Annotated in this window: 12 protein-coding genes; 3 read left to right on the top strand and 9 right to left on the bottom strand. The window is 59.0% G+C overall.

Features of this window, described 5'->3' with window-relative positions:
* The first annotated feature begins 121 nt into the window (after positions 1-121).
* Positions 122-667: a hypothetical protein gene (locus tag AC4GMC_RS14950; protein ID WP_487878695.1), complete on the top strand. Its 546-nt coding sequence runs from the start codon at positions 122-124 to the stop codon at positions 665-667.
* A 65-nt stretch (positions 668-732) separates the two neighbouring features.
* Here the strand turns inward: AC4GMC_RS14950 and AC4GMC_RS14945 are convergent, their stop codons facing one another.
* The 7 genes from AC4GMC_RS14945 to cysG all read right to left on the bottom strand — a co-directional run bounded on the left by AC4GMC_RS14945 (position 733) and on the right by cysG (position 6,944).
* Positions 733-1,344: a DVUA0089 family protein gene (locus AC4GMC_RS14945; protein ID WP_487878696.1), complete on the bottom strand. Its 612-nt coding sequence runs from the start codon at positions 1,342-1,344 to the stop codon at positions 733-735.
* A 124-nt stretch (positions 1,345-1,468) separates the two neighbouring features.
* Positions 1,469-2,335, bottom strand: coding sequence for a ferredoxin--NADP reductase (locus tag AC4GMC_RS14940; RefSeq protein WP_487878697.1), 867 nt, complete (start codon positions 2,333-2,335; stop codon positions 1,469-1,471).
* 71 nt (positions 2,336-2,406) lie between these two features.
* A complete protein-coding gene (locus tag AC4GMC_RS14935; protein WP_487878698.1) occupies positions 2,407-2,823 on the bottom strand; it encodes a DUF934 domain-containing protein in 417 nt (138 codons plus the stop codon).
* Positions 2,824-2,832: 9 nt separating this feature from the next.
* Positions 2,833-3,585, bottom strand: coding sequence for a phosphoadenylyl-sulfate reductase (locus AC4GMC_RS14930; RefSeq protein WP_487879046.1), 753 nt, complete (start codon positions 3,583-3,585; stop codon positions 2,833-2,835).
* A complete protein-coding gene (locus AC4GMC_RS14925; RefSeq protein ID WP_487878290.1) occupies positions 3,575-5,251 on the bottom strand; it encodes a nitrite/sulfite reductase in 1,677 nt (558 codons plus the stop codon). Before AC4GMC_RS14925 ends, AC4GMC_RS14930 begins: the two co-directional genes overlap by 11 nt.
* Positions 5,251-5,556: a DUF2849 domain-containing protein gene (locus AC4GMC_RS14920; RefSeq protein ID WP_487878291.1), complete on the bottom strand. Its 306-nt coding sequence runs from the start codon at positions 5,554-5,556 to the stop codon at positions 5,251-5,253. Before AC4GMC_RS14920 ends, AC4GMC_RS14925 begins: the two co-directional genes overlap by 1 nt.
* A complete protein-coding gene (gene cysG, locus AC4GMC_RS14915; RefSeq protein ID WP_487878292.1) occupies positions 5,553-6,944 on the bottom strand; it encodes a siroheme synthase CysG in 1,392 nt (463 codons plus the stop codon). The genes AC4GMC_RS14920 and cysG overlap by 4 nt, the downstream gene beginning before the upstream one ends.
* A gap of 134 nt (positions 6,945-7,078) precedes the next feature.
* On the opposite strand from cysG, the gene AC4GMC_RS14910 reads away from it, so the two are divergent.
* Complete coding sequence (locus AC4GMC_RS14910; RefSeq protein ID WP_487878293.1) at positions 7,079-7,540, top strand: Lrp/AsnC family transcriptional regulator; 462 nt, start codon at positions 7,079-7,081, stop codon at positions 7,538-7,540.
* Here the strand turns inward: AC4GMC_RS14910 and pdxR are convergent.
* Positions 7,529-8,998: a MocR-like pyridoxine biosynthesis transcription factor PdxR gene (gene pdxR / locus AC4GMC_RS14905; RefSeq protein WP_487879045.1), complete on the bottom strand. Its 1,470-nt coding sequence runs from the start codon at positions 8,996-8,998 to the stop codon at positions 7,529-7,531. The two genes, AC4GMC_RS14910 and pdxR, sit on opposite strands and share 12 nt — an antisense overlap.
* A gap of 75 nt (positions 8,999-9,073) precedes the next feature.
* A complete protein-coding gene (locus AC4GMC_RS14900) occupies positions 9,074-10,471 on the bottom strand; it encodes an aminotransferase family protein (RefSeq protein ID WP_487877681.1) in 1,398 nt (465 codons plus the stop codon).
* Positions 10,472-10,713: 242 nt separating this feature from the next.
* Between AC4GMC_RS14900 and AC4GMC_RS14895 the strand changes: the two genes are divergently transcribed.
* Entirely contained in the window at positions 10,714-11,727 is a 1,014-nt protein-coding gene (locus tag AC4GMC_RS14895) for a taurine ABC transporter substrate-binding protein (protein ID WP_487877680.1), read from the top strand.
* The last annotated feature ends 93 nt before the right edge of the window (positions 11,728-11,820 follow it).

The raw sequence follows: 11,820 nt of genomic DNA, 5'->3' as shown, positions 1-11,820 counted from the left end.
GAAAACCGGCATCTTCAAGCCGATAAAACGCGAAGTTTGCCCTTGGCTTGCATAAGACCCTCAAAGTCCGCATCTCAAAATGGTGTGACCCGCTGTTCGGGTCGTCAAAAGGAGCGTGAAGATGTCTCGAAGTTTGATCGTAGGGGCCGTTGCGGTGGTGTTTGTTGCAGTTGGGGCTGTGGTTTGGACGCAACTTGATAAGATAACCAACCAAGGCGCGGAACCCGCCCCGGTGGTGCAGGAAACGCCGCCAGCGGCAGCGCCGGAAGCCACTCAGGAGGCCGCTGAAACCGTGCAAGACGCGGTTGATGCTACAACGGATGCCGCGGCTGACGCGGCAAATGACGCGGCGGGGACAGCGCAAGAGGCCGTGGATGACGCAGTGGAAAGTGTGACGGGCGCCGCAGAGGCCGCAGAAGAGGCTGCATCCGATGCGGCGAGCAATCTGACGGACGCCGTGTCTGATACCGTGTCAGACACCAGCGGTTTGGAGGATCTTTTGTCCGCTGATGGGTTTGACGCTGACGCTATTCTGGATGCGGTAGAGAACTCAGATTTGGGGGTCCTGCAAAAGACCGGGCTTTCAGCCTTAGTCGAAGAGGCCCGCAATAATCCCGAGTTGGTTGAGAGTGTGGTTTCCCAAGTAAAAGAAGCACTTGGCCTGTGATTTGAATATCATAACGCAAGAGGGCGGCTGATCTGAGCCGCCCTCTTAGTAGGTGTGTCTAGGTCCTAGACCGCGCGTGCGTGCCGCCGAGATGCCGCGCCAGCCCCCATCATTGCAAACGTTGCCAGCATCAGCCAGCCCGATGCGGGCAGCGGTACGGCCGACACAGGCACCACGGTGCCGCCCTGTGCGCCGTAGCGCGCTGAGGTCACAAAGGTCGTTACATCGCCCACCAGTTGGGTTTCGCCCAAGCGTCCATTGATGCCGCTGCGAGCCTCAGACTGGGAAAACGAGTAATCCGACACGACGGCAAAATAGCTGCCAAGGCTTAGGTTTTGCGCCTCGATCAGTGAGTTATGCCAAGCACCCGCTCGGTTGCAAAAAGACCGAAACCCGACGCGACAGCTGTCATCATTGCTCGCGATCAAGGGATCGGTCGCGTCAATCGCGCCGTTCCCGTCGCGATCTGCAATCAAATACAACACAGGATCAATGGTCGGCCCGTCGGTATAAATGTCAAAGAGGCCCGCTTGGGTCACTTGGAACTGAAGCGTGCTGACCGAGCCGACAGTGCCGGCTTGTGTCAACGTGTGCGTGGCAGAAAGGGTCGATGCTGCGGCCGGCCCGCCAAAAAGGGCGAGGCTTGCGGCAGTGATGAGCGATGCAAATTTGGTCATGAAATCCTCAGGGCGAACAATTGATTGCTCTCTGAGTCGTTCAAAAACCGTGTAAATTTGAGACTTAATTCGTGAAACATTGCGGCGCCCCTGTCGCAGGAACGCCGCAATTGATTTGGGTTCCTTAGTCTAGGAAGGCTTTCTCAACCACGTAATGCGCAGGTTTTGAGTTTGCCCCTTCCTCTAGTCCGTAGCCTTCAAGCATCGCCTTCAGCTCCAGATTGAAGGCCAGATTGCCACAGATCATGGCCCGGTCCGTTTCAGGCGTGGGTTGGGGAACGCCAAGGTCCTTAAACGCTTCGCCCGAGTTCATCAGGTCCGTGATACGGCCCATTTTGGGGCTCTCTTCGCGGGTCGTCGTGGGGTAGTATTTGATCTTCTGCCAAAAACCCTCACCGATGACTTCTGCAAGTAGCTCATCTTCCTTGAGGGCCTCGATCAGGTCACGCCCATAGGTCAGCTCGCCCACTTCGCGGCAGGTGTGGGTGATGATGATTTCGTCGAAATCCTCATAAGTCTGCGGCTCACGCAGCAATGAGGCAAAGGGCGCAAACCCGGTGCCCGTCGCAAACAGCCACAGCCGTTTGCCGGGGATCAGCGCATCATGCACAAGCGTGCCCACAGGCTTGGGTCGCAGGATAATCTGATCGCCGGGCGTGATGTGTTGCAGCCGCGAAGTCAGCGGCCCATCGGGCACTTTGATTGAGTAAAATTCAAGCTCTTCGTCCCAGCTGGGCGAGGCAATCGAATAGGCCCGCAAAAGCGGCTTGGCCTTGCCGGTCTTTGGGTTCGGTTCGCCCATCAAGCCGATCATCACAAACTCACCAGAGCGGAAACGCATGCTCTGCGGGCGGGCGACTTTGAAGGAAAACAAACGGTCAGTGTAGTGCTTTACCTCCGTTACGGTTTGGGCGTCGGGCAAAACGGGGGTGGCTGTGGCGGTATCGGTCAAGGGCTTGTGCTCGGTCATAGGTATAATCGCACGCAACATACTGCGTGCCTCTCTCATAGTCTTTGAACTGTCTTAGGGAAAGGCGGCGGGTGGCCGCGCCTTTGCGCAGGTTATCCCCGCATACGATTTTGGTAACTGAGGGTCTGCCAGTTGGCGCGGGCCAGCCATTCCGGTTCGGGTTGACGCTCTGCGAGGGCTTGGGGGATTTCGACCTCATCAAAGCCAGACCGCCGCGCCATCGCGTATTGGTCTGCGATCACGTGGCCATAAGCGCGCAGCCGGCCCGTGAACCCGATCCGGCGCAGTTGCGCCGCGATCGTAAATCCACGCCCATCGGCAAAGCTGGGGAAATCCACGCGAATGGCCGTCACTCGGTCCAGCAGGCCATCCAACACCGTAAGATCCGCATCAGACCCAAGGTCCACGGCCAGTTCGGCATCGTTTGCGGGCAGGGCGTCTGCGGGCAAAAACGTGCCGGTGAAATCATCGGCCACAAAGCCTGTGTCTTTGATCAAAACGTTTGTCATAGTCGTGTCCTAACCTGCGACCACAGCGCCAGAGGCCGTGCCGCGTTCAGCGCCGCGCGCTGTGAAATGGATACCGCATTCGGTTTTTTCTTTGCCCCGCCACCGGCCAGAGCGTGGGTCATCGCCCGGTGCAACCCGCGACGTACAAGGTGCGCAGCCAATGGACGGATAGCCCTGAGCCACAAGCGGGTGACGCGGCAATTTGTTGTTGTCCATATAGTCCATCACATCGTCAGGCGCCCAATGGGCCAAGGGGTTCACCTTGATGCGCAGATCGCCCGCCTCAAAGAACTCAAGCGCGGCACGTTCGCCAGATTGAAAGCGTTTGCGCCCAGTAATCCACGCGTCAAAATTCCCCAAGGCGTGATCCAGCGGCGCGGTCTTGCGCAAGGCGCAGCACGCATCGGCGTCACGCTGGTGCAGATCGCCCTCTGGGTCGTGGGCAAAGGTGGCATTCGTATCTGGCCGGATCACGTGCACGTCGCTCAGGCCCAAGTGCGCCGCAAGGTCCTGTTGGTAGCGCAGAGTTTCGGGAAACAGCATCCCGGTTTCCAAAAACAACACAGGGGTGTTGCGGTCCATCACCGACAGCATGTGCAACAGGACAACAGATTCCGCGCCAAAAGACGACACCAACGCAATGCGGCCCACCTCCGGATCGGTCAAAGCACGCGACAGTACGGCAAAGGCCGAATGGTGTTTATACGCGGCGTTTAGGCCCGCAACCCGGTCGGTCATGGGGCCTTCGAAATCAAGCGGCATCGGCTTTGCCCCCCGCAGTCACAGCAGGGTAAAGCGCCGCCTTAAATGGCGCGAGGCCAAGGCGCCGGTAGGCATCGATGAAACGCTCGTCCGGGTCGTTGCGCAGATCTAGGTACGCGGTAATCAAGCGCTCAATCGCGGGCACGATTTCATCGTAGGCAAAGCCGGGGCCCGCCCGTTCGCCAACCGCAGCGGTTTCGGTGTGATCGCCGCCAAGCGTGATCTGATAGTTTTCAACCCCGGCGCGGTCCAACCCCAGAATACCAATGTGGCCCACGTGGTGGTGTCCACAGGCGTTGATGCAGCCCGAGATTTTGATCTTTAGCTCGCCAATGTCATGCTCCAGCTTCAATTCATCAAAGCGGTTGGCGATTTGCTGGGCGACAGGGATCGAACGCGCCGTCGCAAGCGCGCAATAATCCATGCCCGGGCACGCGATGATGTCCGAGATCAGACCGATGTTGGATGTGGCCAAATCATGTTCTTTGAGCGTCGCGTGCAGCGCGGGCAGGTCGTCGCGGTGGACATGGGGCAGAATAACGTTTTGCTCATGGGAAATACGCAACTCATCATGCCCATAAGTGCGGGCCAGCTCTGCCATCGCGCGCATCTGTTCTGCGGTGGCGTCGCCAGGTGTGTTCCCCTGCTTCTTGATCGAGATCGATACGATGGCATAGCCCGGCACCTTGTGGGCCGTCAGGTTGGTGTCTGCCCACGACCGAAAGACGGGATCATTAGCGTATGCATTAATGTATACATTATTTTCCGCCGTCTTAAATGCTGGCGGGGCGAACTGGGCCTTGATCTCGGCCAGCAGCTCTTGGTCGACCCCGGTAAAGGCGGGGCGGATTTCTGCAAAGCGCGCCTCGACCTGATCGCGGATCGTATCGATCCCGTTCTCATGGACGGTGATCTTGATGCGGGCTTTGTATTTGTTGTCACGACGTCCAAGGCGGTTGTAGATCGACACGATCGCCTCGCAATAAGGGAGCAGGTCGGCCATGGGCAGGTACTCGCGCAGGACCTTGCCGATCATAGGTGTGCGTCCAAGCCCGCCACCGACGATGACTTTGAAACCGATCTCGCCGTCGTGCTTGACCAGTTGCAAGCCGATATCATGGGCGCGGATCACGGCGCGATCAGCCTCTGCCCCGGTGACCGCGATCTTGAATTTGCGTGGCAAAAACTGGAATTCGGGGTGATCGGTTGACCACTGGCGCAGCAGTTCTGCGTAGGGACGCGGATCGTCGATTTCATCTGCGGCGGCACCGGCAAAATGGTCAGCCGTCACGTTGCGGATCGTGTTGCCCGAGGTTTGAATCGCGTGCATCCCGACGGTGCCCAGATCGTCCAGCATATCGGGAATATCGCGCAGTTTTGGCCAGTTGTACTGAATGTTTTGGCGGGTGGTGAAGTGACCATAGCCTTTGTCATATTTCGCGGCCAAATGGGCCAGCATATCCATTTGCGCGCTGTTGAGCGTGCCATAAGGGATCGCGACCCGCAGCATGTAGGCGTGCAATTGCAGATAGACGCCATTCATCAGGCGCAAGGGCTTGAATTCGTCCTCCGTCAGGGAGCCATTGATGCGCCGCTCTACCTGAGCGCGGAACTGCGCGTTGCGTTCCGTCAGAAATGCGGTGTCGAAGTCATTGTATTGATACATTAGTTCAGCTCCGCTTGGGTTGAGGCTTGTTTTCCATGGGCGTAGTTCGATGGCCCTGTCGCGCGAAAATCTTCGCGAAAGTGTTTGGGTTGGCCATCGGGCGTGACGTCGGCCAAGTACACGCCAACAACGGTGTCGACCTGTTGCTCCGCCTCAATCAGGCGGATCTGCGCGTCGGCCTCGTTGGTCAAAACCTCTGCGGCTGCAAGGTCACGCACCCATTTGCCAGACGCGCTCAGATACACAACGTCACCTTCAAGCAGGTGATTGGCGGTGAGGACTTTGGGAGTAAAGGCGCGGGTCATTGGGCGACCTCCTGTAGGGGCAGGGTTTCGACCGCATCAAGTGCGGCGCGTGGCGCGAGGCCGTAAAGAGTGAGGGCCGGGCCCGTGACGCCCAGCATGGTGTCGGACAGCGTGCCCAATGTGGCGGTGTGGATGCGCTGGCTGGGCTGGCTGGCGTGTTCAACAATGGTGACAGGCGTGGCGGGGTCTGCGCCGTGCATGGTCAGGCGACCTTGGATGTAGCGCGCGGCGGTGCGGCCCATGTAGATAGCGGCAACCTCGCCGGGGGTGGCGAGCGCGCGCCAGTCTTGATCAGCGTAGCCCTTGGTGTCGTGCCCGGTGATCAGGCGCACCGCAGAATTGCGGCCGCGCTTGGTCAGGCTTTGCCCGATGGTGGCAACCGCCGCAGAGGCCGCTGTGATGCCGGGAATAATCGTGTAGTTGATACCCGCGGCGGCAATTGCATCTAGCTCTTCGTCGAGGCGTCCGAAGACAGTGGCGTCGCCCGCTTTGAGGCGCACGACATGTGCGCCGGTGCGCGCGTGTTCCACGATAAGGGCGTCGATATCGCCCTGCGGCGTTGAGGGGCCAAATCCCGTTTTGCCTGCGTCAATGATGGTGGCTTCACGGCGTGCCAGCTCCAGTATGGTGTGCGGCACGAGGCGGTCGTGGATGACGACATCCGCCTTGTCCAAGGCCTTGCGCGCCTTGAGCGTCAGGAGGTCCGGATCACCGGGGCCAGCCCCCACCAGATCAACGTGACCCACTTTTTCTGATTTGTTCAAGGCATTTGCCAGGTGATCTTCGAGAGCTGGGATCACAGCGTCTTCACCCAGTTCCAATGATTTGGGGCCGTGGTCAAAGTAGTATTCAGCCCAGAAATCGCGCCGCGCTTTGCCAAAGGGCAGCACCTCAACCGCGCGGCGGAAGGTTTTGCCAATACGCGCCAGCGTGCCAAGCTGCGCGGGCAGTTTTTCCTCTAGGTCACGTTTGATCGCACGGGCCAGAACCGGGGCGGCGCCCTCTGTGCCGATGGCAACGACAACGGGATCGCGGTCAACAATTGCGGGCGTGATGAATTGGCTGTCCGCGAGGTTGTCGACAATGTTGACGCGCGCCCCGTCGCGGTGGGCCAAATCGGCCACGCGGGCGTCTTCGGCGGCGTCTTCGTTGGCCGCGTAGAACAGCACCGCGCACATGGCGTCACCCGGTTCCATGGCGCGGGAATGAAGCGTTAGGCGGTTTTGCTGGGCCCATGTTTCGATCTCGGGTGCCGGGTCTGCGGCAAAGACGGATATGTTGGCTTCTGTCTTGAGCAGAAGGCGCAATTTCGCGAGGGCTGCGTCACCGCCGCCGGATAAAACGATGCGCCGTCCTGCGACGGCCATAAAGATGGGGAAGTGTTGCATTGCGTGCCTCTTCGGTTCCCTATCAATATAGAACATTGTTCTGGTTAATTGCACCGCGCCTGCGTAGATAAGGAACAACGTCCCGATCCTAGTGGGATTTGGAATGAGCGTTTAGAAAAAGCGGAGAATACGGAATGGCGATGCGCCTTGATGAGACAGACAGGAAAATCCTTGCGGAGCTGCAAGCGGACGCCTCACAAAGTCTTGATGAAATCGCAAAGAAAATTGGGTCGTCGAAGACACCCGTTTGGAACCGAATCCGCAAAATGCGCGAAGGCAGGGTGATCAAGGCGACCACTGCGGTTTTGGATGCCGATGCCTTGGGGTTGGAGGCGTGTTTTTTCGTGCTGATCCGCACGTCCGAGCATGAAGCGGAGTGGCAGGCCAAATTCCTGAAGGCGCTGATGGCGCGCGATGAAGTGCTTGAGGCGCACCGGCTGGCCGGGGAGATAGATTATATTCTGAAGGTGCGGGTCGCGAATGCGCGGGCCTATGACGTGTTTTATCAGGCCCTGATCTCAGAGGTGCGGGTGTATAACGTGACCGCGCTGCTTTCGATGGAAGAGATAAAATCGACCACTGCGTTACCGCTGTAGGCGAGCCAATTCCTCGGCAATGAGGGCGGTGCCGGTGGGTATGGCGGTCGAGTCGATGGACGAATATCCCAGCCTGTAGTGGTTTTGACCACGCGCATCGCCGGGCCGGAAAAAGGCCGCACCCGGTTCAATAAGCACGGAGCGCGCGCGCAGGCGCGCGGCCAGATCATCGGCAGAAACCCCGTCGGGCGTGCGCATCCAAACACTTGAGCCACCAAAGCCGTTGCGCCCTGCAGGTTCTAGCCCATTGCGCGCAAGGCTTTCATCCAGCACCTCGCGCCGGGCGCGAAAGGCGCGGGCAGTGCGTTGAACCTGCGCGTCATAGTAGCCGTGGGTCAGGTAGTAGGCCGCAAAGCGCTGGATGTGGCCGGGTGGGTGGCGCAACACCAGCCCCCGCAGTGCGCGGGCCTCGCGGATCACGGGGGCAGCGGCAACCATGTAGCCCAACCGCAGCCCCGGAAAGAGCGACTTGGAGAACGAGCCGATATAGATGACGCGCCCTTCGGTATCGAGCGATTTGAGTGCGGGGGCAGGGCGGGTCATAAAGCCGAGCTCGAATTCGTAGTCATCCTCAACGATCAAGAAATCATCGTCCTGCGCCCGTTTCAAAAGCGCGCGGCGGCGTTCCAGCGGAAGCGTCGCAGACGTGGGGCAGTGATGCGAGGGGGTGGTGAACAACACGTCTGTTTCGGGCGGAATGCTTTCGGGACGTAGGCCTGCGTTGTCCACGTTCAGTTCGGTCGTGTTGCACCGGCTTTGGGTTAGGATATCGCGCAAAACGGGATAGCAGGGATACTCCATCGCCGCCGTCCGGCGTTGCGTGAGCAGGACCTGCGTGGCCGTCCACAGCGCGTTCTGAGCGCCAAGCGTGATCAGGACCTGATCCGGGCGTGCGGCGATCCCCCGGCGGGGAAGGATCAAGCGGATGATCTGGGCGACCAGCTCTGGGTCGTCGGCCTCATAGGCGTCTGCTGTCAGGGCATCGAAATCGCGGCGGCCCAAGGCCTGCATCGCGCAGCGCCGCCAGCTTTGATGGTCAAACAGGCGTTGGTCGGGCTGGCCGTAGATGAACGGATAGCGGTAGTCGCGCCATGCTTCGGGCCGCGAAATCGTGAGGGACGTGCCGATCCGCCCGCCCAAGGTGCGCGACCAATCCACCGTTGAAGGCCCGGCAGGCGGGGGCAAGCTGTCCACGGGTGCGGGGGCCTGATCCGAAACGAAATAGCCTGAGCGGCCCCGTGAGGTGAGGTAGTCGTTTGCCACAAGTTCGGTGTAGGCGAGTGTCACGGTAATGCGGCTGATGCCGAGGTGGGTCGCCAGTTTCCGGGAGGAGGGCAACCGATCACCGGGGCGAAAACGGCCGCCCAAAATGCCATCGGTCACGAGGTCCTGCACCTGACGCTGAAGCGTGCCGGTGTTGGTGGGGCTGAGCAGAAAGGATTCGACGGCGATAGACATGTGGCTCTACCCTTAGTCAGAATTTGGACATAAGGGTAGAGCCTTTGTTGGACCCAATGCGGGTCAGGTTTGGACTTAGGAGAACACGCGGGTCAGGGCTTTGTCGACGCCTGCCGTGATCTCATCAATGTCGTCTGCAGTCGAGATCAACGCGGGCGAGAAACACAGCGTGTTGTTGAAGCCCGGCAGGGAGCGGTTGGTTGCTCCGATGATCAAGCCCTGCGCCATGCAGTCTGCCACGACAGCTTGGACCTTTTTTTCATCGGCGGGTTCCTTGGTGGCACGGTCCGCCACCAATTCTGCCCCGCAGAACAATCCCTTGCCGCGAACGTCGCCAATCACACGGTGCTTTTCCGCCAAACCCCGAAGGTTGTTTACGAACCGCTCGCCCATGGCGATCGTGTTTTCCAGCAGGTTTTCGCGAACGATGATGTTCATGTTGGCAATCGCGGCAGCGGGGCCAGCGGTACATCCCCCAAATGTCGAGATATCGCGGAAATAGTGTAGCGGATCCGACACATCGTCTTTGAACATTTCAAACACGGCTTCGGTGGTCACGGTGCACGAAATCGCGGCATAACCAGAGGCGACGCCCTTTGCCATGGTCACGAAATCGGGTTCGATTCCGTAGTGTTGGTAGCCAAACCATGTGCCTGTCCGGCCCACGCCGCACACGACTTCATCGATGTGCAGTAGCACGTCGTACTTTTTGCAGATTTCCTGAACACGGGGCCAGTAGCTTGGGGGTGGGGTGATAACGCCGCCGCCAGCGGTGATCGGCTCTAGGCACAAAAGACCAACGGTATCAGGGCCTTCGCGCAAGATGACCTCTTCGATCGCATTGGCGGCAGCGATGCCGTAATCCTCAGCGTCGGGGAATTGGTTGCGATATTCTAGGCAATGCGGAACCTCAACGAAGCCGGGGGTGTAGGGACCATATTGCGCGGCGCGCTGCGGCTGCCCGGTGGCAGACAGGGCGGTGATGGTCGTGCCGTGATAGTCGCGTTCGCGGTAGAGCACTTTGTATTTCTTGCCGCCGTGGCGCAATTGGCTGATCTGGCGGACCATCTTAAAGACCTTCTCGTTGGCCTCAGACCCTGAATTCGAGTAATATACGCGGCTCATGCCGGGCATTTTGTCGATTAGCATTTCGGCGAACTGCGCGCCGGGAATCGAACCTGCGGAGTTGGCAAAGTAGTTCAGTTTGACCAGCTGATCGCGCACCGCATCCGCAATTTCTTCGCGTCCGTAGCCAACGTTGACGGTCCAAACGCCGCCGGACACCGCATCCAGATGCTCTTTTCCGGTGGCATCCCATACGCGCATGCCCTTGCCCTCAACGATAATGCGCGGGTCATTTGTTTCGAGCGGCTTGTGGGGGAGCAGGTGGTGCCAGACGTGGGCGCGGTCGGCCTCGATCACGCTAGAGATGTCGTTAGGAATAGCAGAGGGCGGTGCGGCAGTGACGGACATTTGACAAGACTCCGGTCAAAAAGGTGCTTTGGTTTTCGGCACTCTGCCTAAGGGTGAGGCGGCGATATAGGGCCAGATGTGATTACGCAATATATCCAAATATTGTCTGGCAAATGTTGGGATTGCCATTCGCGACAAAGCAACCCTAAGCTGCGGCCAAGGATGCTGTAAATGTATCCAACAGGGCAGTCTGGGCTTGACCCATGGGTGACCTGAACAACGCAAAAACCGGGAGACGTATTATGCGTATGAAATCCAAACTCATGGGTGCCGTAGGGGCCCTCGCGATGCTGACAGGTGCTCAGGCTGCTATGGCTGGTGGCCACGGCGGCGAAATCACAGTCGCTTACTTCCTCGAGTGGCCGATGCCATTCCAGTATGCCAAAGCCAACGGCATCTACGAAGAAGAAATGGGCGTCAAAATCAACTGGGTATCGTTCGATGCAGGGACTGCGATGTCCGCAGCCATGGCGTCCGGCGACGTGCAAATCTCGGTCAGCCAAGGTGTGCCACCCTTCGTGGTTGCAGCGTCCGCAGGCCAAGACATCAAGGCGGTCGACGTGGCTGTGAGCTACTCTGAGAACGACAACTGCGTCGTCTCCTCCGCGCTCGAAATTGACAAATCCAACGTGATGGATCTTGAGGGCAAGCGCGTCGCTGTGCCACTCGGCACCGCTGCTCACTACGGTTTCCTGAGCCAGATGAACCACTTCGGTGTCGATATCTCGAAGCTGGAAGTCGTTGACATGGCGCCAAACGAATCCGCGCCTGCGTTCGCACAAGGCTCGCTGGATATGGCATGTGGTTGGGGCGGTTCGCTGCGCACCATGCTGGACCACGGCAACGTTCTGCTGACCGGCGCAGAAAAAGAAGAACTCGGCATCCTCGTGTTTGACGTGACATCGGCACCTGCTGACTTCGTCGCGGAAGAGGGCGAACTGCTGTCCAAGTTCCTCAAGATCACCGCTGATATGAATGATCGCTGGAACTCCGGTGCGGCGGCTCAGGCAGAAATGCTGCCCGTCATCGCAAAAGACGCTGGCATGGATGTAGACGCAACCGCGGCCACTATGGCCACGTTTGTCTTCCCATCCGCTGAAGACCAGCTGTCGGAAAAATGGCTCGGTGGCGGTGCTGCTGAATTCATGTCCGGCGTGGCAGGCGTGTTCGTTGATGCGGGTTCGATCCCATCGGCTCTGGGCACTTATGCGGATGCTGTAGACACGGCTCCTTTGGCGGCTGCCAAAGACATGTAAGTCACATTTTAGGGTCGCGCGGGCAATTCGCGCGGCCCTTTTCTATTGTCTGACCTTTTCAGAATTGGAGACCCCGATGACCACCGGGCTCGC

The organism is Thalassobacter sp. (assembly GCF_982993085.1).
The sequence above is the reverse complement of the archived record's forward strand: the minus strand, read 5'-3'. Positions and strand labels throughout refer to the sequence as shown.

Excerpts from the sequence above, each read along its gene's own strand:
- AC4GMC_RS14930 (WP_487879046.1), bottom strand. The coding sequence starts at position 3,585 with ATGCCGCTTGATTTCGAAGGCCCCATGACCGACCGGGTTGCGGGCCTA.
- cysG (WP_487878292.1), bottom strand. The coding sequence starts at position 6,944 with ATGCAACACTTCCCCATCTTTATGGCCGTCGCAGGACGGCGCATCGTT.
- AC4GMC_RS14950 (WP_487878695.1), top strand. The coding sequence starts at position 122 with ATGTCTCGAAGTTTGATCGTAGGGGCCGTTGCGGTGGTGTTTGTTGCA.
- AC4GMC_RS14925 (WP_487878290.1), bottom strand. The coding sequence starts at position 5,251 with ATGTATCAATACAATGACTTCGACACCGCATTTCTGACGGAACGCAAC.
- pdxR (WP_487879045.1), bottom strand. The coding sequence starts at position 8,998 with ATGTCTATCGCCGTCGAATCCTTTCTGCTCAGCCCCACCAACACCGGC.
- AC4GMC_RS14935 (WP_487878698.1), bottom strand. The coding sequence starts at position 2,823 with ATGACAAACGTTTTGATCAAAGACACAGGCTTTGTGGCCGATGATTTC.
- AC4GMC_RS14945 (WP_487878696.1), bottom strand. The coding sequence starts at position 1,344 with ATGACCAAATTTGCATCGCTCATCACTGCCGCAAGCCTCGCCCTTTTT.
- AC4GMC_RS14900 (WP_487877681.1), bottom strand. The coding sequence starts at position 10,471 with ATGTCCGTCACTGCCGCACCGCCCTCTGCTATTCCTAACGACATCTCT.
- AC4GMC_RS14910 (WP_487878293.1), top strand. The coding sequence starts at position 7,079 with ATGGCGATGCGCCTTGATGAGACAGACAGGAAAATCCTTGCGGAGCTG.
- AC4GMC_RS14920 (WP_487878291.1), bottom strand. The coding sequence starts at position 5,556 with ATGACCCGCGCCTTTACTCCCAAAGTCCTCACCGCCAATCACCTGCTT.
- AC4GMC_RS14895 (WP_487877680.1), top strand. The coding sequence starts at position 10,714 with ATGCGTATGAAATCCAAACTCATGGGTGCCGTAGGGGCCCTCGCGATG.
- AC4GMC_RS14940 (WP_487878697.1), bottom strand. The coding sequence starts at position 2,335 with ATGTTGCGTGCGATTATACCTATGACCGAGCACAAGCCCTTGACCGAT.